18 protein-coding genes and 1 pseudogene are annotated in these 21,071 nt (G+C 72.3%); 11 read left to right on the top strand and 8 right to left on the bottom strand.

Annotated features, from left to right (window positions below; genetic code table 11):
• Window positions 1-7 precede the first annotated feature (7 nt).
• The 6 genes from ACZ3I3_RS02445 to ACZ3I3_RS02470 all read right to left on the bottom strand — a co-directional run bounded on the left by ACZ3I3_RS02445 (window position 8) and on the right by ACZ3I3_RS02470 (window position 8,229).
• Window positions 8-190, bottom strand: a complete 183-nt coding sequence (locus ACZ3I3_RS02445; RefSeq protein WP_356922498.1) for a hypothetical protein — start codon at window positions 188-190, stop codon at window positions 8-10.
• Window positions 191-317: 127 nt separating this feature from the next.
• A complete protein-coding gene (locus ACZ3I3_RS02450; RefSeq protein WP_086561036.1) occupies window positions 318-1,256 on the bottom strand; it encodes an alpha/beta fold hydrolase in 939 nt (312 codons plus the stop codon).
• Window positions 1,253-1,741, bottom strand: coding sequence for a phage holin family protein (locus tag ACZ3I3_RS02455; protein ID WP_356922499.1), 489 nt, complete (start codon window positions 1,739-1,741; stop codon window positions 1,253-1,255). Before ACZ3I3_RS02455 ends, ACZ3I3_RS02450 begins: the two co-directional genes overlap by 4 nt.
• A gap of 120 nt (window positions 1,742-1,861) precedes the next feature.
• Window positions 1,862-3,298 carry a Na+/H+ antiporter NhaA gene (gene nhaA, locus ACZ3I3_RS02460; RefSeq protein WP_467361887.1) on the bottom strand — a complete coding sequence of 479 codons (1,437 nt, stop codon included), beginning with the start codon at window positions 3,296-3,298 and terminating at the stop codon, window positions 1,862-1,864.
• 234 nt (window positions 3,299-3,532) lie between these two features.
• Window positions 3,533-5,488, bottom strand: a complete 1,956-nt coding sequence (gene acs / locus ACZ3I3_RS02465; protein WP_467361889.1) for an acetate--CoA ligase — start codon at window positions 5,486-5,488, stop codon at window positions 3,533-3,535.
• Between the two features lie 371 nt (window positions 5,489-5,859).
• Window positions 5,860-8,229: a bifunctional SulP family inorganic anion transporter/carbonic anhydrase gene (locus tag ACZ3I3_RS02470; RefSeq protein WP_467361891.1), complete on the bottom strand. Its 2,370-nt coding sequence runs from the start codon at window positions 8,227-8,229 to the stop codon at window positions 5,860-5,862.
• A gap of 292 nt (window positions 8,230-8,521) precedes the next feature.
• Here ACZ3I3_RS02470 and ACZ3I3_RS02475 point away from each other — a divergent pair, with 292 nt between their 5' ends.
• Together ACZ3I3_RS02475 and ACZ3I3_RS02480 are read left to right on the top strand one after the other, a co-directional pair.
• Window positions 8,522-9,784 (top strand): polysaccharide deacetylase family protein, encoded by a 1,263-nt coding sequence (locus tag ACZ3I3_RS02475; RefSeq protein WP_467361893.1) that lies wholly within the window; start codon window positions 8,522-8,524, stop codon window positions 9,782-9,784.
• Between the two features lie 64 nt (window positions 9,785-9,848).
• A complete protein-coding gene (locus tag ACZ3I3_RS02480; RefSeq protein WP_467361894.1) occupies window positions 9,849-10,673 on the top strand; it encodes a Fic family protein in 825 nt (274 codons plus the stop codon).
• 338 nt (window positions 10,674-11,011) lie between these two features.
• Here ACZ3I3_RS02480 and ACZ3I3_RS02485 read toward each other — a convergent pair whose 3' ends face one another.
• Window positions 11,012-11,845, bottom strand: a complete 834-nt coding sequence (locus ACZ3I3_RS02485) for an HAD family hydrolase (protein WP_467361895.1) — start codon at window positions 11,843-11,845, stop codon at window positions 11,012-11,014.
• 575 nt (window positions 11,846-12,420) lie between these two features.
• Between ACZ3I3_RS02485 and ssd the strand changes: the two genes are divergently transcribed.
• The 7 genes and pseudogenes from ssd to ACZ3I3_RS02520 form a co-directional block, all read left to right on the top strand.
• Window positions 12,421-13,533, top strand: coding sequence for a septum site-determining protein Ssd (ssd, locus tag ACZ3I3_RS02490; RefSeq protein ID WP_467361985.1), 1,113 nt, complete (start codon window positions 12,421-12,423; stop codon window positions 13,531-13,533).
• Entirely contained in the window at window positions 13,530-14,756 is a 1,227-nt protein-coding gene (locus ACZ3I3_RS02495; protein WP_467361897.1) for a TadA family conjugal transfer-associated ATPase, read from the top strand. The genes ssd and ACZ3I3_RS02495 overlap by 4 nt, the downstream gene beginning before the upstream one ends.
• 7 nt (window positions 14,757-14,763) lie before the next feature.
• Complete coding sequence (locus ACZ3I3_RS02500) at window positions 14,764-15,612, top strand: type II secretion system F family protein (protein WP_467361987.1); 849 nt, start codon at window positions 14,764-14,766, stop codon at window positions 15,610-15,612.
• Window positions 15,609-16,397 (top strand): type II secretion system F family protein, encoded by a 789-nt coding sequence (locus ACZ3I3_RS02505; protein ID WP_467361899.1) that lies wholly within the window; start codon window positions 15,609-15,611, stop codon window positions 16,395-16,397. Before ACZ3I3_RS02500 ends, ACZ3I3_RS02505 begins: the two co-directional genes overlap by 4 nt.
• 77 nt (window positions 16,398-16,474) lie before the next feature.
• Window positions 16,475-16,684: a DUF4244 domain-containing protein gene (locus ACZ3I3_RS02510; protein WP_467361901.1), complete on the top strand. Its 210-nt coding sequence runs from the start codon at window positions 16,475-16,477 to the stop codon at window positions 16,682-16,684.
• Window positions 16,671-17,036 carry a TadE family type IV pilus minor pilin gene (locus ACZ3I3_RS02515; RefSeq protein ID WP_467361902.1) on the top strand — a complete coding sequence of 122 codons (366 nt, stop codon included), beginning with the start codon at window positions 16,671-16,673 and terminating at the stop codon, window positions 17,034-17,036. Before ACZ3I3_RS02510 ends, ACZ3I3_RS02515 begins: the two co-directional genes overlap by 14 nt.
• A gap of 131 nt (window positions 17,037-17,167) precedes the next feature.
• Window positions 17,168-17,365: pseudogene (locus ACZ3I3_RS02520) on the top strand (Rv3654c family TadE-like protein); the annotation flags it as partial.
• Window positions 17,366-17,405: 40 nt separating this feature from the next.
• Here the strand turns inward: ACZ3I3_RS02520 and ACZ3I3_RS02525 are convergent.
• Window positions 17,406-20,054 carry a DEAD/DEAH box helicase gene (locus ACZ3I3_RS02525; protein ID WP_467361904.1) on the bottom strand — a complete coding sequence of 883 codons (2,649 nt, stop codon included), beginning with the start codon at window positions 20,052-20,054 and terminating at the stop codon, window positions 17,406-17,408.
• Between the two features lie 79 nt (window positions 20,055-20,133).
• Between ACZ3I3_RS02525 and bldG the strand changes: the two genes are divergently transcribed.
• Both bldG and ACZ3I3_RS02535 read left to right on the top strand, forming a co-directional pair.
• The gene (bldG, locus tag ACZ3I3_RS02530) at window positions 20,134-20,475 is read left to right on the top strand and encodes an anti-sigma factor antagonist BldG (protein WP_003991900.1); all 342 of its coding nucleotides are present in this window, start codon (window positions 20,134-20,136) and stop codon (window positions 20,473-20,475) included.
• A 136-nt stretch (window positions 20,476-20,611) separates the two neighbouring features.
• Window positions 20,612-21,046, top strand: a complete 435-nt coding sequence (locus ACZ3I3_RS02535; RefSeq protein ID WP_467361906.1) for an ATP-binding protein — start codon at window positions 20,612-20,614, stop codon at window positions 21,044-21,046.
• Window positions 21,047-21,071 lie beyond the last annotated feature (25 nt).

Raw genomic sequence — 21,071 nt, forward strand, 5'->3', positions numbered from 1 at the left:
TGACGCCTCAGTCGCGTGTATGGCGCAGACGTACGGAGACCCAGCGGGCCCGGCGGCGGAGGATACGCGGGATCCCGACCCTGGGGTCGGCGGTCGCCATCTGCGGTGCACCGCCTCGCTGGTGGGGGTTCGCACCGCCCGCCGAGCGGCGATTGCGGCTTGCGTCACTGTAGTCGTGCGTCCAGCCCATACCCCGACGTGTGCCCCTGCCCCATGGTCGATAACCGCCCCGGGAGCGTCCAATTGGCCTATGCGCCAGGCAATTGGCCGTTCGTCGGACAGGCGTTCACGCGCGGACACCGGCCGCGGTCGAACGGTCACCGATCGGGTTCGGGATCCTTCAGCCAGTTGATGAGCTCCGAGGAGAACGCGACGGGATCCTCCTCGTGCGGGAAGTGGCCGAGGCCGTCGAACAGGCGCCAGCGGTACGGGGCTTCGACGTACTCGCCGGACCCGGCCGCGCTGCGCGTGCGCATCACGGGGTCGAGCGAGCCGTGCAGATGGAGCGTCGGCACGCGCACGGGCCGCTTCATCCGGCGGTTGAACTGGATGCCGTCCGGGCGGGCCAGGGAGCGCACCATCCAGCGGTACGGCTCGACCGCGCAGTGTGCCGCGGAGGGGATGCACATGGCCCGGCGGTAGTTCTCCAGCGCCTCGTCCTCCGGCGGGCGCGGCCCGGACCAGTCCTGGATCAGTTCGGCCACGAGCGCCCCGTCGTCGGCGGTGAGCTGCCGCTCCGGGATCCAGGGCCGCTGGAAGCCCCAGATGTGTGAACCGGCGCGGGTCTGCTTGACGTCCCGCAGCATGGCCGCGCGCCAGCGCCGCGGATGTGGCATGGACGCGACCGCGAGCCGCCGCACCAGCTTGGGGCGCATCGCGGCCGCCGTCCACGCCAGGTACCCGCCCAGGTCGTGGCCGACCAGCGCGGCGTCCGGCTCGCCGAGCGAGCGGATGACGCCGGTGACGTCGAGCGCGAGGTTGGCGGGGTCGTAACCGCGCGGCGTACGGTCGCTCCCCCCGACGCCTCGCAGGTCCATGGCGACGGCCCGGAAGCCGGCGTCGGCGAGCGCCACCAGCTGGTGCCGCCAGGTCCACCAGAACTGCGGGAAGCCGTGCAGGAGCAGGACCAGCGGCCCGTCGCCCAGCTCGGCGATGTGGAAGCGGGCGCCGTTGGCGGCGACGTCGCGGTGGCTCCAGGGTCCGTCCAGCCGCACGGCCGAGGCCGGTTGTGCCGAAGGTGTGGCGGGATCGGTCATGACGACGAGCGTGCCACAGCCTCGATGGCCTCGGGGACCCGGTCCTTCGGGAGCTCGGGCCGCGGGTGCGGCTTGGCCTTCTGGAAGACGCCCGCGGTCTCCTTCATCGAGGCGGCGACCTTCTGCGGGCCCTTGCTCTTCTTGGCCTTCTTCGCGAAGGCCACGCCGATCAGCGCGAGCACGACCGCGACGAGCACGTTCGCCGCGAAGGACAGCAGGAAGCAGATCGCCAGGTTCCAGTCGGTCCAGGTGCGGATGCCGTAGGCCAGCGCGAAGTTCAGCATCGGCAGGGAGAACACCAGCACGGCGCCCGCCATCGAGAAGGCGCCGCCGCTGGTCGCGCCGCGCTTCACATCCTGCTTGAGCTGCGCCTTGGCCAGCGCGATCTCGTCGTGCACCAGCGCCGACATTTCAGCCGTCGCCGAGGCGAACAGCTGGCCGATGGTGCGTTCGGCGCCGACCGGGCTGCCGTCGGGTGCGCTCATCGCGGTCTCCCTCTTCTGCGTACGGTCCGATGTCCGCGTCTTCTGTCTGACTCGTCACAGTCGTCCCACTGCGTACGGCCTGACTGCGTACGGTCCCGTCTTTTGTACCGTCTCGTCAGATCATGCCGGACGGTGGTGGTCATCGCCTGCCCCGCCCGGTACTTCGGCAAGCCCGTGGCGCGCGGCCGCCTTCTCCTGGGCGATCCGGCGGTGTTCGGCGGCCTTGTGCTCGTAGAGCTCGGCCAGCCGCTCGTGGTACGCCGGGTCGTCCTCCTCGTAGATGTCCGGGATGCCGTCGGCGTCCTCGTCGCGCTCCTCGTTCTCCCACAGGCGACGGTACTTGGCGTTGCGCATCTTCAGCAGCACGGTCGCGAGTGTCGCGGCGATGAGCGAGCCCAGCAGCACCGCGGCCTTGACCTCGTCGGTCAGCGCCTGGTCGCCCTCGAAGGCGAGCTCCCCGATCAGCAGCGACACGGTGAAGCCGATGCCGGCGAGACTCGCCACCGCGAACACGTCCGCCCAGGCGAGGTCGTCGCTGAGCGACGCCCGGGTGAAACGCGCCGTCAGCCACGTCCCGCCGAAGATGCCGAGCGCCTTGCCGACGACCAGTCCGAGGACGACGCCGAGGGTCTCGGGCTGGGTGAACACATCGGCCAGAGCGCCGCCGGAGACGACGACACCGGCGCTGAAGAGCGCGAACAGCGGCACGGCCAGCCCTGCCGACAGGGGCCGTACGAGGTGCTCGATGTGCTCGCCGGGGGAGTGCGCCTCGCCCTCGTGCCGGTGGCAGCGCAGCATCAGGCCCATGGCGACGCCGGCGATGGTGGCGTGGACGCCGCTGTTGTACATCAGCGCCCAGACGACGAGCGCGAGCGGCATGTACACGTACCAGCCGCGTACGCCGAACCGCAGCAGCAGCCAGAAGAGGACCAGGCCCGCCGCGGCGCCACCGAGCGCGGCGAAGTTCAGGCCGTCGGTGAAGAACACCGCGATGATCAGGATCGCGAAGAGGTCGTCGACGACGGCGAGCGTGAGCAGGAACGCCCGCAGCGCGCTCGGCAGGGACGTGCCGATGACCGCGAGCACGGCCAGCGCGAAGGCGATGTCCGTGGCGGTGGGCACGGCCCAGCCGGCGAGCGAGCCGCCGCCGGTGACATTGGTGAGGACGTAGACGAGGGCCGGTACGGCCATCCCGCACAGCGCTGCGACGACCGGCAGCGCGGCGGCCTTGGGGTCGCGCAGATCACCGGCGACGAGCTCCCGCTTGAGCTCGATGCCGGCGACGAAGAAGAAGACCGCCAGCAGCCCGTCGGCGGCCCAGTGCGCGACCGACAGGTCCAGGCCGAGGGAGGCCGGGCCCAGGTGGAAGTGGGCGACGCTCTCGTAGCTGTCGTGCAGCCCGGGGATGTTCGCCCACAGCAGTGCGGCGACCGCGGCGGCGAGCAGCAGCACCCCGCCGACGGTCTCGGTGCGCAGCGCATCGGCCACGTAGGTCCGCTCGGGGAGCGAAAGCCGGCCGAGGACCTTGCGGGGGGTGTCGGGGCGGGGCGCGGTCACGGGGAGACCTCCGGTCGGTGGGCAGGGCTGTACGCATGCCGACCAGACTTCCCGGCGCACCATGGAGCAGTTGTTTTTCTTAGTCTAGGTAAACATATGGCCGGGCGCATCCGATGATCAACCACCCGGGGTGCCGAGGCGCACGCTCGGTGCTCGGCACCGGGTGTGCCGTGAGGCACCCGGCGTACCGACCGCCGGGTGCCCTTCGTCCGCTGCGCTATGCCCGTGCCGTGATCAGTCCTCGCTGGGCGCGGCCGGCAGCTTGGCCTGGATGAGCTCCATGACCGTGGAGTCGGTCAGCGTGGTGACATCACCGAGCTGGCGGTTCTCGGCGACGTCCCGCAGCAGACGCCGCATGATCTTGCCGGAGCGGGTCTTGGGCAGCTCGGCCACCGGCAGGATCCGCTTGGGCTTGGCGATCGGGCCGAGCGCGTTGCCGACGTGGGCGCGCAGCTCGGCGACCAGGGTCTCGGTCTCGGAGGCCGTGCCGCGCAGGATCACGAACGCGACGATCGCCTGCCCGGTCGTCTCGTCCGCCGCGCCGACCACGGCCGCCTCGGCGACCGAGGGGTGGGAGACGAGCGCGGATTCGACCTCCGTGGTGGAGATGTTGTGCCCGGAGACGAGCATGACGTCGTCGACCCGGCCGAGCAGCCAGATGTCGCCGTCGTCGTCCTTCTTGGCGCCGTCACCGGCGAAGTACTTGCCCTCGAAGCGCGACCAGTACGTGTCGAGGAACCGCTGGTCGTCGCCCCAGATGGTGCGCAGCATCGACGGCCACGGCTCGGTCAGCACCAGGTAGCCGCCACCGCCGTTGGGCACCTCGTTCGCCTCGTCGTCGACGACCGTCGCGGCGATGCCGGGCAGCGGCGTCTGCGCGGACCCGGGCTTGGTCGCCGTCACACCCGGCAGCGGGGTGATCATCATCGCGCCGGTCTCGGTCTGCCACCACGTGTCGACGATCGGGGTGCGGTCGCCGCCGATGTTCTTGCGGTACCAGATCCACGCCTCGGGGTTGATCGGCTCGCCCACCGAGCCCAGCACCCGCAGGCTGGACAGGTCGAACTTGGCGGGGATGTCGTCGCCCCACTTCATGAACGTACGGATCGCGGTGGGCGCGGTGTAGAGGATCGTCACGCCGTACTTCTGGACGATCTCCCAGAAGCGGCCCTGGTGCGGCGTGTCGGGCGTTCCCTCGTACATGACCTGCGTCGCGCCGTTGGCGAGCGGGCCGTAGACGATGTACGAGTGGCCGGTCACCCAGCCGACGTCGGCGGTGCACCAGTAGACGTCCGTCTCCGGCTTGAGGTCGAAGACGGCGTGGTGGGTGTAGGCGGTCTGCGTGAGGTAGCCGCCGGAGGTGTGCAGGATGCCCTTCGGCTTACCCGTGGTGCCCGAGGTGTAGAGGATGAACAGCGGGTGCTCGGCGTTGAACGCCTGCGGGGTGTGCTCGGCGCTCTGCCGCCCGACGAGGTCGTGCCACCACACGTCGCGGCCCTCGGTGAAGGCGACCTCCTGGCCCGTGCGGCGCACGACCAGGACGTGCTCCACGTTGCCCGCCTTCTCGACGGCCTCGTCCACGGCCGGCTTGAGCGCGGACGGCTTGCCGCGCCGGTAGCCGCCGTCGGAGGTAATGACCACGCGCGCGTCGGCGTCCTGGATGCGGGTGGCGAGCGCGTCCGAGGAGAAACCGCCGAAGACGACGGAGTGCGCGGCGCCGATGCGGGCGCAGGCCAGCATCGCGATCGCCGTCTCGGGGATCATCGGCATGTAGACGGCGACCCGGTCGCCAGCCTGAACTCCCAGTTCCAGCAGGGCGTTGGCGGCCTTGGAGACCTCGTCCTTGAGCTCGGCGTAGGTGATGGCACGGCTGTCGCCGGGCTCGCCCTCGAAGTGGATCGCGACACGGTCGCCGTGCCCGGCCTCCACATGCCGGTCGACGCAGTTGTAGGCGACGTTGAGTTCGCCGTCCTTGAACCACTTGGCGAACGGCGGGTTCGACCAGTCGAGCGTCTCGGTGGGCTCCTTGGCCCAGGTCAGCCGACGGGCCTGCTCGGCCCAGAAGCCGAGCCTGTCAGCCTTGGCCTGTTCATACGCCTCCGCGGTGACGTTGGCGTTGGCGGCCAGGTCGGCGGGGGGTGCGAACCTGCGCTCTTCCTTGAGCAGGTTGGCCAGGCTTTCGTTGCTCACGGCATCTGCCTTTCCCAGGGTGTCCGTTGTGTCCCAGGCCACAGCTCATCAGACCCGGGGGTGCGATGACAAGGGCCGACCGCCGATTGGTTTAGACCTGTCGGGCCGGTGGGTCGGCGGCCGGCGTCATCCGTACCCACGGACGCCGACCAGGGAAAGTTCAGCCTGTGTAACGCGGGTCACGCGTGGATCGGGGGCTCGGCGGGCGGGGTGCAGTGTGCGGCGGCGGGTCGTGGGGTGGTGGGGCGTGTCGGCGGTGTGGTGTGTGCGGCGGTGGGGTGTGCGGCCAGGAGGCCGTCGGGGCCGTCGGGCTGCCGGGGCCGTCCGGCTCACTGGGGCCGTCCGGGCCGCACACCCTGCGCGAGCCGGGCTCACGCCGTCAGGTCCGCCTCGCGTACGCGGTCGAAGACGCTGCCGCCGTCCGTTTCGGTGAGCAGGTAGGCCTGAGCCTCGCCCACGTGGAAGTACATCCCGTGCAACTCCAGGGAGCCCTTGGCGAGGGCCCGGGCCACCGAGTCGTGGGCGCGCAGGTGCTCCAGCTGCTGGACCACGTTGGTCAGGCAGAGCTGCTCGACGGCGTCCTCCGGAGCCCGTCCGGCCAGCCTGCCCCACGGCCCGCTGTCGTCGGCCATGCGCTCCAGGCTCGGCAGCCCGTGCCGCAGCCACCGCTTCAGCGGTGTCCGGGCGCCGCCTGGCTCGGAGTTGAGCAGCGCCTGCATGGCTCCGCAGCCCGAGTGCCCGCACACCGTGATGGACCGCACCTGGAGCACGTCCACGGCGTACTCGATCGCGGCCGCCACCGAGTCGTCGCCGCTCTCCTCGCCCGGCGGTGGGACGAGATTGCCCACGTTGCGCACGACGAACAGGTCACCCGGACCACTGGAGGTGATCATCGACGTGACCAGCCGCGAGTCGGCGCAGGTCAGGAAGAGCTGCGACGGCCGCTGCCCCTCACGCGCCAGCCGGGCGAGCTCGCTGCGCACCAGGGGCGCGGTGTCGCGCTGGAACGCGCTGATGCCACGCGCCAGTTCGTGCCCGCTGGCTCCGCCGCTGCCCTTCGGGTCCGGGTCGGTGCGGTCGGTCCCGCCCGGGTCCTTCCGGGAAGAGGGAGCGTATGCGGGCCGGTCGCACTGGTGGTTGAGCCAGGGCGTCCAGGGCCGGCAGCGGCAGCCGGTGAAAGCCTGGGGCTCGGAGATGCGGACGCCGGGGTGCCGCCCGGTGATCTCGACCGTGCCGCCCTGCGCGGTGTGCGTCTTCTGCCAGTCCTGCAGCGTCTCGTACGCCGCGTGGTCCATGAACGACCCGTCCAGCTCGACGACGGTGTCGGCACCGTGGGGCACGAGATGCAGGGCCCGGCTGAGCCGTGGCACCGCGAGGAACGTCAACTGTCCTCTGACGTGTACGTGATGGACTCCTTCCCTCTCCTCGTGTGTGATGCGGGTGCGGGTGAGGCGGTGCAGGGCGACGCCGACGGCCATGGCGATGCCCAGGGCGACACCCTCCAGGACGCCGAGGGACACGACGCCGAGGGTCGTGACGGCGTACACCCACACTTCTCGGTGGCGCGTCACCGTGCGGATGTGGTGCAGGGACACCATCTGGATGCCGACGGCCATCACCAGGGCGGCGAGCGAGGCGAGCGGGATGAGCTCCAGGATCGGGACCATCAGCAGCGCGGCGATCACTACGAGAACGCCGTGCAGCATCGTGGAGTTCCGGCTCACCGCTCCCGCGTGCACGTTCGCCGAAGTCCGCACGGCCACGCCCGCGATGGGCAGTCCGCCGAGCGAGCCGGACACGATGTTCGCGGCGCCCTGCCCGAGCAGTTCGCGGTCGAGGTCGGAGCGCCGGACGCGGGCGGACAGGCCCGGGCGGCCGGCCACCAGCTTGTCCACGGCGACCGCGCCGAGCAGTGACTGCACGCTGCACACCAGCGTGGTGGTGAGCACCGCGGCGACGATGCCGAGCACGGGGCCCTCGGGCAGTCCGGCCAGGGCGTGGTTGCTCCAGGACGGCAGGTCGACCTTGGGCAGGCGGAGCCCGGTGAGGGCGGCGGCGACGCTGGCTCCGGCGACGGCGACGAGCGCGGCCGGGACCTTGCGCAGCAGGCGCCCGGTCCGGCCGGGCAGTCTCGGCCAGAGCAGCAGCAGCGCCAGGGTCAGCACGCTCACCGACACGGCCGCGAAGCGCATGTCCGCCAACTGGGCGGGCAGGGCGCGGAGGTTGTCCGGGACGGAACTCTGCGGTGTGCCGCCGAGCACGATGTGCAGCTGGGCGACGGCGATGGTGACGCCGATCCCGGCGAGCATGCCGTGCACGATGGCGGGGCTGACGGCGAGGGCGCCACGGGCCACGCGCAGACAGCCGAGGCCCAGTTGGGCGAGGCCGGCGAGGACGGTGATGGCGCAGGTCGTCCGCCAGCCGTAGCGCTGGATGAGATCGGCGGTGACGACGGTGAGTCCGGCGGCCGGTCCGCTCACCTGGAGCGGGGAGCCGCCGAGCCGTCCGGCGACGAGCCCGCCCACGGCGGCGGCGACGAGGCCGGCCTGGAGGGGTGCGCCGGTGGCCAGGGCGATGCCCAGGGAAAGGGGCAGGGCGATCAGGAAGACCGCGATCGAGGCCGACACGTCGGCACCCGCGATCCGGAAACGGCGGGGGCCGTGGGGCGGCGGGCTGTGGGGTGGATGGGTGCGCTCGGTCCGGTTCGGATCGTCGGCGCGGGTGGGGACGCAGGCTGACATGTGTTTCCCGTCTCCTCCGGGGCTGCGCGGTCGCATAACGGGCTCTCCGCTCGGGGCGGGGCCGGTCGTGGCCGTGGTCACGGTGTAATTCGGCGGGATGCATCAACGCTCGGTAAACGAATCGTAATGCAGAGTAAAGGGCGAGCATAGACTTTACGGGCAAATGGGCTAATAAATCACTCTGAAGTGTGAAGTGGCCATGTGATCGGCTTGTCGTACTAATTCCTTCTCGGTCTCGTGCGAATTTGGCGGCGCTGTCCGCACCCGAGAGAAGGAAGAAGGTGGGCGGAACATGGCCGCCAGCCACAGGATCGTCGCGGGCTCCGTGATCGCCGCGGTCTGCGCCGCATCGCTCGCCGGTTGCGGGACCGGCACATCGAGACACGAGAGCCCCGCACCGCGGAAGGCGAAGCCGGCTCACGCGCCCGGGAGCGCGGTCCGGCTGATCGGAGACGGTTCCACCGCCTACACCGGTGCCCAGCCCCACCTGCCGAGGCCCGAGCGGCTGCGGCCCGGCCAGAAGCCCCCGCAGTTCGTCGTCTTCTCCTGGGACGGCGCGGGCGAGGACAGCCAGAAGCTGTTCTCGCACTTCCGCAAGGTCGCCAGGGCGAACAACGCGACCATGACCTACTTCCTGAGCGGCGTGTACCTGCTGCCGGACGAGAAGCGCGACCTCTACCGGCCGCCGCAGCACTCCCCGGGCCGCTCCGACATCGGCTTCAACGACCGCCGCGGCATCGCCGCCACGGTGAAGCAGCTGCGTCTGGCGTGGCTGGAGGGCAACGAGATCGGCACCCACTTCAACGGCCACTTCTGCGGCAGCGGCGGCGGGGTCGGCGAGTGGTCCGTGCAGGACTGGAAGGACGAGATCGCCCAGGCCAAGCAGTTCGTGAAGACCTGGAAGACCAACACCGGCCTGAAGAACGCGTCCCCGCTGCCCTTCGACTACGACAAGGAGCTCATCGGCGCCCGCACGCCCTGCCTGGAGGGCCAGCGGAACTTCCTGAAGGCGGCCCGCGACCTGGGCTTCCGCTACGACACCAGCGGCGTCAACGACCAGGTCTGGCCGAAGAAGAAGCAGGGCCTGTGGGACGTGTCCATGCAGCTCGTGCCGTTCCCCGGGCACTCCTACGAGCAGCTGACCATGGACTACAACTTCATGGTCAACCAGTCGGGCACCACCACCCAGGGCAACCCCGCCATGCACCGCTTCTGGGGCGACCAGATGCGCGACGGCCTGCTCAAGGGCTTCCACCGCGCCTACGACGGCAACCGCGCGCCCCTGATCATCGGCAACCACTTCGAGTCCTGGAACGGCGGCACCTACATGCGGGCCGTCGAGGAGGTCATCGAGACGGTGTGCACCAAGGAGGAGGTGCGCTGTGTCTCGTTCCGGCAGCTCGTGGACTGGCTGGACGCCCAGGACCCGACGACGCTGGAGAAGCTGCGCACGCTGAAGGTCGGCGAGGCGCCGAAGCAGGGCTGGGCGTCCTTCCTCGCGGGCGGGCCCGCCCCGGCCCCGAAGGGCGTTCCCGGGCCTCCGGCGGCGAAGTAGGGGCCGGAGTGAAGATGGCCACTCCGCCGTGGAGCGGGTCCCCGGGGTGCGTAGGGTCGTACTCATGAGTACAGCAGGCGCGACCGCCGACCCTCTCGCGGCCCTGGGGGCGCTGCCCGGTGTGGCCGAATCCGTGGAGTCCGTACGCAAGTCCGTGGACCGGGTCTACGGCCACCGGATCATGCGGCGGCGCAGCAACGCGATCACCTCCGAGGCGGCCCTGCGCGGCGCCCGCGGCTCGGCGGCGCTGGCCGGTGCGGACTGGGCCCTGGAGGAGGTCCGCCGGCGTACGGACTTCAGCGGCGACGACGAGGCGCGCACCGTGGGCGCCGCTCTGCGGCTCACCGCCGAGGCGGGCCAGCTGCTGTCCATCTGGCGGCAGTCGCCCCTGCGGGTGCTGGCCCGGCTGCACCTGGTGGCGGCGGCCGACAAGGCCGACCAGGTGGGACGGCCCCGGCAGGAGGGCGAGCCGGTCGACGAGCCGCTCGTCGGGCTGCCGCTGCCGAGCGCGGCCGAGGCGCACGGCCGGCTGGAGGGGCTGGCGGAGCTGATCATCGCGGGCGGCACCGCGCCGGCGCTGGTGACGGCCGCCGTCGTGCATGGCGAGCTGCTCGCGCTGCGACCTTTCACATCCCACAACGGCTTGGTCGCGCGCACGGCCGAACGCATCGTCCTGATCGGCAGCGGCCTGGATCCGAAGTCGGTCTGCGCGGCCGAGGTGGGCCACGCCGAGCTGGGCCGCGAGGCCTACCTGGAGGCCCTCGACGGGTATGTCTCCGGCACCCCGGAGGGCATGGCCGCCTGGATCGCCCACTGCGGCAAGGCGGTCCAACTGGGGGCACGCGAGTCGATGGCGGTGTGCGAGGCGCTGCAGCGCGGAGCGGCGTGACGGCAGGACCGGGCCGGCAGAGAAATGCGGCGGTACGAGAACTCGTACCGCCGCTGGCATGAGCATCGGGGTACCAAGCGTCCTCGATATATGCCCATCAGGTCGGGAACTTTGCCCGTCCCTGGTGCGGCTGGCCCGTAATCGACGGGTCGACGTCGCGTGGGTGCCCGGTGTTCATGCTCGGTCCGTGGGGCCAAATGCGTAATTAAGGTGATCCTCTCGGATGTCCTTGGTCTCGCGGGCCGTTGACTCCTTTGTACTCCTGCCCCGGAGTAAGCGGAAGTCCAGGCTGCACTTCTTTACTTTTGCGTTCAAATAGGACTTCGGGTCGCTCCGGGTCAAGCGACGGTCGCCCGGCGCCGGTTCGCGTACCAGACGAGGCCGGCCGTGGCCGCGGCGGCGCCTATGGCGGCCATCGCGACGAGCGCCGGACGCGGCGGTACGGAGAACCCGGGCAGGCGCTGCTTGAGCCGGACCGGACGGTGGAAGTCCAGAATCGGCCACCCGCGCGAGAGGGCCTCGCGGCGCAGCGCCCGGTCCGGGTTCACGGCGTGGGGGTGGCCGACGGACTCCAGCATCGGCACGTCGGTCGCCGAGTCGCTGTAGGCGTAGCAGCGGCTGAGGTCGTACCCCTCGGACGCGGCCAGCTCCCTGATGGCCTCGGCCTTGGTCGGCCCGTAGGCGTAGTACTCCACCTCGCCGGTGAAGCAGCCGTCCTCGCCCACGACCATGCGGGTCGCCACCACCCGGTCCGCGCCGAGCAGCTCGCCGATCGGCTCGACCACCTCCGTGCCCGACGTGGACACGATCACGACGTCGCGGCCGGCGGTGTGGTGCTCCTCGATGAGGGAGGCGGCCTCGTCGTAGATGATCGGGTCGATCAGATCGTGCAGCGTCTCGGCGACGATCTCCTTGACCTGCTGCACGTTCCAGCCGCGGCACAGCGCGGACAGGTAGGCGCGCATGCGCTCCATCTGTTCGTGGTCGGCGCCGCCGGCCAGGAAGACGAACTGGGCATATGCAGTTCGCAAGACGGCCCTGCGGTTGATCAGACCGCCTTGGTAGAACGACTTGCTGAACGTGAGCGTGCTCGACTTCGCAATGACCGTCTTGTCCAGGTCAAAGAAGGCCGCTGTGCGGGGCGACAAGTGGTTTTCCACGTCCTTGAGCATAGGGGCAGCCCATTCGGCGTAAGGTGGGGCGCGTGGGTTTGCCTGAGAGGGCCTTCGGGTACACCATGGAAGTCACGGATCGTTCGCGACCGTGCTAACCCGGTCCGACTCCTCCCCCCCCGAGTCGGCCGTGGGGACGACCCCCGCTCTCCCCCCCGGCGGGGGTCGTCGCATGTCCGGATGCATTTTCTCCCTCTTCGCGCGGCCGGAAAGCCGTTCTGAAGCCGCCTCGGCGGTGCTCTTGGCATGCCCATGATCTATCACGCTGCGTAGTCGTCGGGCTGCTCTGTGGAAGTCGCACTGAGGCCCTGAGGGCGTCACCGGTATGGGTGACGGCGATATTCACAACTGTCGGGACGTCCACAGTTATCCACCAAGATCCACACGATTTCCGGGATCGCTGCACCGTGATTCCAGCGCACCCCGCTCGCGGCGGGTTCAAGACCCGGCTCCGTTTGCCGGGAGCGCTCGGCCGGTTTGTGCCGGCCGTTCAAAGGGAGGCCGCGTTGCCGGTTCTTCCCACGTTTGGGATTCGCGTGGCCGCAGGGGCCGTGCGAGTCATGCAGCGAAGGGGGATGGAGACCGTGGCAGGAGCCGTCACACACGATCAGCCGCCGGCCGCCGGAGGGCGGCAGGGCGGACCGCTGATCGTCACCGAGGACACCGAACTCCTCGACGACCTGCTGCGCCTGTGCGCGGCGGCGGGCGCCACACCCGAAGTGCACCACGGGGTGCCCGACCGCAGAGGCGGGTGGGAGACAGCGCCGCTCGTCCTCGTGGGCGACGACGCCGCGCGGCGAGTGCGCGGGGCCGCGCGGCGAAGGGGAGTCGTCCTCGTCGGCCGGGACCAGGACGACTCCGGGGTATGGCGGCGGGCCGTCGAGATCGGCGCCGAGCACGTCCTGATGCTGCCCGACGGTGAGCAGTGGCTGGTCGACCGCATCGCCGACGTGGCCGAGGGGGTCGGCCGGCCCGCCCTCACCGTGGGCGTCATCGGCGGCCGGGGCGGGGCGGGAGCATCCACGCTCGCGTGCGCGCTCGCCGTCACCTCCGCGCGCGAGGGGCTGCGCACACTCCTCGTGGACGCCGATCCGCTGGGCGGCGGACTCGACGTACTCCTCGGCGGCGAGACGGCCGACGGACTGCGCTGGCCCGCCTTCGCCTCCTCACGCGGGCGGGTCGGCGGGGGCGCTCTGGAGGAGTCGCTGCCCGAACTGCACTCACTGCGGGTGCTCAGCTGGGACCGCGGCGACCGGATCGCCGTCCCGCCCCAGGCGGTGCGCGCCGTGCTCGCCGCGGCCCGGCGCCGGGCCGGCACCGTCGTGGTCGACCTGCCGCGCCGCATCGACGACGGCGTCGCCGAGGTCCTCACCCAGCTCGACGTCGGCGTGCTGGTGGTGCCCGCCGAGCTGCGCGCCGTCGCGGCCGCCGGGCGGGTGGCGTCCGCGGTCGGCATGGTCCTGCGCGATCTGCGGGTGGCCGTCCGCGGGCCGTACCCGCCCGGGCTCGACGACCGGGAGGTGGCCCGGCTGCTCGGACTGCCTCTGGTCGGCGAGGTGCCGGCCGAGCCGCAACTGCAGCGCCCGGACGAGGGCACGGCACCCCCGGGCGCCGCCCCGCGCGGACCGCTCGCCCGGTTCTGCAAGGAGTTCTGGGAGCGGGCGCTCGTCGAGGCGGGTGCGGCATGAGCACCCTGGCCGGACAGGAGGGCGCGGAACTGCTCGACGGAGTACGGCGGTGGCTGGCCGAGAGCGGTGCCGAGCCGACCCCTGCGCGCGTGGCCCAGGCCCTGCGGGAACAGGGCCGGGTGCTCGGGGACGCCGAAGTCCTGGGGGCCGCCGCGCGGTTGCGGTCCGAGCTGGTCGGCAGCGGGCCGCTGGAGCCCCTGCTCGCCGACCCGTCGGTGACCGACGTGCTGGTGTCGGCCCCGGACCGGGTCTGGGTGGACCGGGGCGGCGGGCTGGAGCTCACGCCGGTGCGCTTCGCGGACGCGGCGGCCGTACGCAGGCTCGCCCAGCGCCTCGCCGCCGTGGCCGGGCGCCGGCTGGACGACGCCCGGCCCTGGGCCGACGCCCGGCTGCCCGACGGAACCCGGCTGCACGCGGTGCTGCCGCCGGTCGCCGTGGGCTGCGCCTGCCTGTCGCTGCGGGTCGTACGGCCGCGTGCCTTCACGCTCGGCGAGCTGGTCGCGGCGGGCACGGTGCCGCCGGGCGGGGACCGCGTGCTGCGCGCGCTGCTCGACGCGCGGCTGTCCTTCCTCGTCAGCGGCGGCACGGGCAGCGGCAAGACGACCCTGCTGAGCGCGCTTCTGGGGCTGGTGGGGCCGGACGAGCGGATCGTCCTCGCCGAGGACTCGGCGGAACTGCGGCCGGACCATCCACACGTGGTGCGGCTGGAGACCAGACCCGCCAACCAGGAGGGCGCGGGCCTCGTCACCCTCGAGGACCTGGTGCGCCAGGCACTGCGGATGCGGCCCGACCGGCTGGTCGTGGGGGAGGTGCGCGGACCCGAAGTGGTGCATCTGCTCGCCGCGTTGAACACCGGCCACGAGGGCGGCTGCGGAACCGTGCACGCCAACGCCGCCGCCGACGTACCGGCCCGGCTGGAGGCCCTGGGTACGGCAGCCGGGCTCGACCGGGCCGCGCTGCATAGCCAGGTGGCGGCCGCCCTCTCCGTGGTGCTGCACCTCGTGCGCGACCGGGCCGGGCGGCGGCGGATCGCCGAGGTGCATGTGCTGGAGCGGGACCCGTCCGGGCTGGTGCGGACGGTGCCGGCGCTGCGGTGGGGAGCACGGGCCTTCGCGCGCGAGCGGGGGTGGGAGCGGCTGCGGGGGCTGCTTCGCGGTGAGGGAAGCGAGGGCGGGCCGGGTGAGGTCGCGATGACGGGGGCGAGTGATGACGGGAGCGGCTGAGATGTCCATGGGTGCGGCCGTGGCGTGCATGGGGGCGGCGGTCTGGCTGCTGGGTGAGCGTCACTCGGCGGCACGGCGGGCGCGGTTGCTGCTCGCGGGCGGCGGGACCATCGGGAGCGGGCCGCCTGGGCGGCGGCGGATGGCCGATGGGCTGCGGCGGGTCCGGGGGCGGCTGCGGGCCGAGTGGTGGGCGCCGGTGGCCGGGCTGGTGCTCGCGGTGCTCGGGGCGTCGGTGCTGCCGGTCGTCCTGGGAGCGGCCGGCGTGCCGCTGCTGCGACGGATCAGGCTGGTCGGCCGGGCGCGGCGGGACCGGGAACGCCGGGCCGACGCGGTGATCGCGTTGTGCGGGGCGCTCGCCGGGGAGGTCCGGGCCGGGCGCCAGCCGGGAGAGGCGCTGCTGCGGGCCGCGCGGGACTGCGGCGGACTCGCGGACGCACAGGCGACGGTGCTGGCGGCGGCACGGTTCGGCGGTGACGTGCCGGACGCCCTCTCGACCGCCGCCAGGCAGCCGGGTGCAGAAGGGCTGCGGGGACTCGCGGCGTGCTGGCGGGTCGCCGTGGACCAGGGCGCGGGGCTCGCGGCCGGACTCGACCGGCTCGCCGCCGCCCTGCGCGCCGAGCGGGACCAACGCTCCGACCTGCGCGCTCAGTTGGCGGGGGCTCGGGCCACGGCGGTGCTGCTCGCCGGGCTGCCGGCCCTGGGCCTGCTCATCGGCACCGCCCTCGGCGCCGACCCCCTCCAAGTCCTGCTGCACACCACGGCGGGCCTGGGCTGTCTGGTGGCCGGCGGTGTGCTGGAGGGCCTCGGGCTGTGGTGGGTGCGGCGGATCGTGCGGGGAGTGGAGGAGGCGGCATGAGCGGAGAAGTTTTCCACAGGCTGGGGGTGACGGTGGGGGTGTTGCCGGCTCTCTGGTGGTCGGTGCGCTTCCTGAAGAAAGCGGGGCGCCGCCGGAGGATGCGGCGTCGGCTTGCCGAACTGTCGCCCCGGGAAACGGCCGCTCGGGCTCCGCGCCTCATCTTGGGACGGGCCGCGCGGAGATGGCCGGCTCCCCTGGGTGTGGCATGCGCCGGGTGGGCGCTGATCGGCGGTCCGGTCGGTGTCGCCGTCGGACTTGTCGGCGCGCTGGGGATGTGGCGGTGGCGGCTGCGGCGTGAGGCGGCCGGTACGGACCCGCGGGCACCCGACCTCGCCGAGGCGGCACGGCAACTGCCCCTGGCCGCCGACCTGCTGGCGGCCTGCATCGCGGCGGGCGCCGGCCCGGTGATCGCCGCGCAGGCGGTGGGCGAGGCCCTGGGCGGCCCGGTGGGCGACGCTCTCGCCCAGGGCGCGGCGGAGGTACGGCTGGGCGGTGAACCGGGCGCTGCCTGGCGGAGGTTGGCCGCCCTCCCCGGTGCCGGAGGCCTGGCCCGGCTGCTCGAGCGGGCCGACGTCTCCGGACTGCCCGCCGCCACGCCGGTCGCGCGACTCGCCGCGGAGGCTCGCGCCGACTGGGGGCGCGCCGCGACGGCCAGGGCACGCCGAGCGGGCGTCATGGTCAGCGCGCCGGTCGGGCTGTGCTTCCTGCCCGCGTTCATCGCGGTCGGCGTGCTGCCCGTGGTGATCGGGCTCGCGGGCGGGGTGCTCGGAGGGGGTGGTGCGTGAGGCGGAGACCTGGCTAGGCGGCGGAACAAGTCAGCGACAACCAAGAGAAGTTCGGACTCTTTCCTACGGGGGTTGAGATGTATCAGGCGGTACGGGCACGACTGGGTGCCCTGGTGTGCGGGGCGCGTGCGGGGCGGAGGGACGCGGGGATGGTCACGTCCGAGTACGCGATGGGAATCGTCGCGGCCGTGGCCTTCGCTGTGGTGCTCTACAAGGTCGTCACGAGCGGCGCGGTCAGCGCGGAGCTCCAGAACATCGTGAAGGAAGCCCTCAATGCGCGGATGTGAGCGGGGCGCGGACCGGGGGTTCGTCACGGCGGAGTCGGCTGTGGTGCTGCCCGTGCTGGTGATGTTCGCGATGGCGCTGGTGTGGGGGCTGCTGGTCGTGGCCGCGCAGATCCAGTGCGTCGACGCGGCACGGACGGGCGCCCGCGCGGCGGCCCGCCAGGACCCGCCCGACGCGGTCGTGCGACTGGCCCGTGAGGCGGCGCCACCCGGCGCGAAGGTCACCGTCGACCGGGGCGCGGAACACGTCCGGGTGGTCGTCGAGGCCGAGCCGCCGGTGCTGCGCGGCCTGTCCTTCGCCGTGCGGGAGGAGGCGGTGGCGTCGGTGGAGGAGACGGTGGGGGCGGGCACGTGAGGAGGGTGCCGGAGGTGCGGGGCCATCGCCCGGAGTGCCGGGACCGGGGGCGCGGGCCGATACGAGGTGCCGCCTCGGACCAGGGGTCCGCCACCGTCTGGAGTGTCGGGGCGATCGCCGTGCTGTGCGTGGTGTTCGGCGTCGTCCTCGCGCTGGGGCAGGCCGTCGTGATCCGGCACCGTGCGGCGGGCGGTGCGGATCTGGCGGCGCTCGCGGCGGCGGACCACTGGGCCGAGGGCGGTACGGCGGCCTGTGCCCGGGCAGGCCGGGTGGCCCGGGCACAGGGCGTCCGGCTCGTGCGGTGCGAGGTTGTCGGGGAGATCTCGGACGTGACGGCGGCGTCGGGCCGGGGGCCGTTCACGGCGGAGGTCAGGGCGCGGGCGGGGCCTCCCTCGGCTCCTTCGGGGTTTCCGTCGGCTGCCGTGGGGCCTCCGTCGGCTGCCGCGGGGCTCCCGTCGGCTCCGGTGGGAGTTCTGTCGGCTCCGGTGGGGCTTCTGACGGCTCCCGCGGGGCTTCTGACGCCGCCGGTGGGGCTTCCGCCGGCCGCTCCGCCCTCTCCGCCTCCTTCTCCTCGGGAGCCCCCTCCAGCAGCACGGTGAGCAGCCGGACCGCCCCCCTCTTGTGCAGCGGGTCGTTGCCGTTGCCGCACTTGGGGGACTGGATGCAGGACGGGCAGCCGGCGTCGCACTCGCAGGAGGCGATGGCCTGGCGGGTGGCGGTCAGCCAGGTGCGGGCGGTGTGGAAGGCGCGCTCCGCGAAGCCCGCGCCGCCGGGATGGCCGTCGTAGACGAAGACCGTGGGCAGGAGCGTGTCGGGGTGGAGCGGGATCGACACGCCGCCGATGTCCCAGCGGTCGCAGGTCGCGAAGAGGGGCAGCAGGCCGATCGACGCGTGCTCGGAGGCGTGCAGGGCGCCGCCGAGGATCTCCGGGTTGATCCGGGCGCGGTCGAGCTGGTCCTCGGTGACGGTCCACCACACGGCCCGGGTGCGCAGCGTACGAGGAGGGAGGTCGAGTTTCGTCTCGCCCAGCACCTCACCGGTCATGAGCCGTCTGCGGAGGAAGGAGACCACCTGGTTGGTGACCTCGACGGAGCCGTAGCACAGGCGGCCGTCGCCCCAGGGCACCTCGACGTCCGTCTCCAGCACGGAGATCGACGTCGTGTCGCGGGCGACCGTGGAGTAGGGCGGCGCGGCCTCCTCGACGAGGGCGACGGAGTCCTCCAGGTCCAGCGACCGCACCAGGTACGTGCGGCCCTGGTGGAGGTGGACCGCTCCCTCGTGGACGGTCGAGTGCGCGGCGCCCGCGTCGACCGTGCCGAGCAGCCGGCCCGTGCCGGCCTCGACGACCTGGACCGGGCGCCCGCCCTCACCGCGGATGTCGGTCAGGTCGGCGGCCCGCTCGCGGCGGGTCCAGTGCCAGGCCCTGGTGCGGCGGCGCAGCAGCTTGGCGGCCTCCAACTGCGGGAGGAGGTCCTCGCAGGCCGGGCCGAACAGGTCGAGGTCCTCGTCCGTCAGGGGCAGTTCCTCGGCGGCCGCACACAAGTGCGGGGCCAGCACGTAGGGGTTGTCCGGATCGAGGACCGTCGACTCGACGGGCTGGTCGAACAGGGCCTCCGGGTGGTGGACGAGGAAGGTGTCCAGCGGGTCGTCCCGTGCGACCAGGACGGCCAGCGCTCCCTGCCCGGACCGTCCGGCCCGGCCCGCCTGCTGCCACAGGGAGGCGCGGGTGCCCGGGTAACCGGCGATGACGACCGCGTCCAGGCCGGAGATGTCGATGCCTAGTTCGAGGGCGTTCGTCGCGGCGAGGCCCAGCAGTTCACCCGAATGGAGGGCATGTTCGAGTGCCCGGCGCTCCTCCGGGAGATAACCGCCCCGGTACGCCGCGACACGCCGGGCGAGCGACCGGTCGACCTCGGCCAGTCGTTCCTGGGAGATGACGGAGATCAGCTCGGCCCCGCGCCGGGACCGTACGAAGGCGACCGAGCGCACGCCCTGCACGGTGAGGTCGGTGAGCAGGTCGGCGGCCTCGGCGGTGGCCGTGCGGCGGACGGGAGCGCCCTTCTCGCCGTGCAGCTCGGTCAGCGGCGGTTCCCAGAGGGCGAACACCAGTTCACCGCGCGGGGAGGCGTCGTCGGCGACCTCCACCACCGGCAGGCCGGTGAGGCGGCGGGCGGCCACCGCGGGCTCCGCGGCGGTAGCGGAGGCCAGCAGGAACACGGGCGAGGAGCCGTAGCGGGAGCACAGGCGGCGCAGCCGGCGCAGCACCTGGGCGACGTGCGAGCCGAAGACGCCGCGGTAGGTGTGGCACTCGTCGACGACGACGTACTTCAGCGACTTCAGGAAGGAGGACCAGCGCGGGTGGGACGGCAGGATGCCGCGGTGGAGCATGTCCGGGTTGGTCAGGACGTAGTTGGCGTACTGGCGGATCCACTCGCGCTCCTCGAACGGAGTGTCGCCGTCGTACACGGCGGTGCGCACCGAATGGCCCAACGGATGTGAAAGTTCCTTCACGGAGCGGCACTGATCCGCCGCAAGAGCCTTGGTGGGGGCCAGGTAGAGGGCGGTCGCGCCGCGGCCGTTCGGGGCCTCGGCGCCGTCCAGGAGGGTGGACAGGACCGGCGCGAGGTAGGCCAGGGACTTGCCGGAGGCCGTGCCCGTGGCCACGACGACCGATTCGCCGTCCAGCGCGTGCTCCGCCGCACGCGCCTGATGGGCCCAGGGATGCTCGATGCCCGCGGCCTGCACGGCCGCCACGACCTCCGCTCGGATCCGGTCCGGCCAGACGGCATGCCGACCCTCGCGCGGGGGCAAGTGCTCCGTATGAGTAATGCGCGAAGCCCTGCTCGGACCGGACGCGAGCCGGTCCAGGACCGCGCCCGGTGTGGGTCGGGAGGCGGGGTCCGTCGGGGTTCGATCGGATCGGTGATTCTTGGCCATCGGCACCGAGTGTGTCACTGGCGTGACGGACAATGGAGCCAAGGCGTCGTGCACGCCTGCCCGTAAGTGATTGAATGCCATCGCGGCTGGCGAACCGTCCAGGGGACGAAGCCGAGGTGCCCCAAGGGCGACCGCTCGATAGCAAGGTGCTGGAGGATCCGTGGACCTGTCCCTGTCGACCGAGACCATGGGCGATCGCACGATCGTCAGGGTCGGTGGCGAAATCGACGTATATACCGCGCCCAAGCTGCGCGAGCAGTTGGTCGAGCTGGTGAACGACGGCAGTTTCCACCTTGTCGTCGACATGGAGGGCGTGGACTTCCTCGACTCCACCGGGCTCGGCGTGCTGGTCGGCGGCCTGAAGCGTGTGCGGGCCCATGAGGGCTCCCTGCGCCTGGTCTGCAACCAGGAGCGCATTCTGAAGATCTTCCGTATCACCGGCCTGACCAAGGTGTTCCCGATTCACACCTCGGTCGAGGAAGCGGTGGCGGCGACCGACTGACCACCGTGCCCGGGCCCCGTGCCCGGGCCGGCCGAAGTCGTGGCAAGAGTTCGGCAGAAGTAGAAGACCGAGGGGGCCCGGGATTTCGGCGGCCCGGAGCCTCCCGACAGCACGCCCGTAGTTGCGAGGGGGATGCATGGCCACCGTTGAGCTCCGCTTCAGCGCGCTGCCCGAGCACGTCAGGACCGCCCGGCTGGTGGCGGCCGCGGTGGCGCGCAGGGCCGGAGTGGACGAGGCCGTCCTCGACGAGGTCAGGCTCGCCGTCGGCGAGGCCTGCACGCGGGCCGTCGGGCTGCATCAGACCGGCGGGATCTCGGCACCCGTGAAGGTGCTGCTGATCGAGGAGGAGAAACAGTTCTCCATCGAGGTCGGCGACGAGGCCCCGCACGCGGTGCCCGGCGAGCGCACAGGCGCCGGATCCGGCGACCCCGACGGTGAGGCCGAGGAGGACGAGATGGGCCTCGCGGTCATCAGCGGACTCGTCGACGACGTCGAGGTCAGCGCGGGGGAGCACGGCGGGTCGATCAAGATGACCTGGCCGACCACCCCGCCGCCGACCATCCTGGCCTGACAAGCTACCGCGCACACCGTTCTCG

This window comes from Streptomyces sp. NPDC016851, assembly GCF_055562795.1.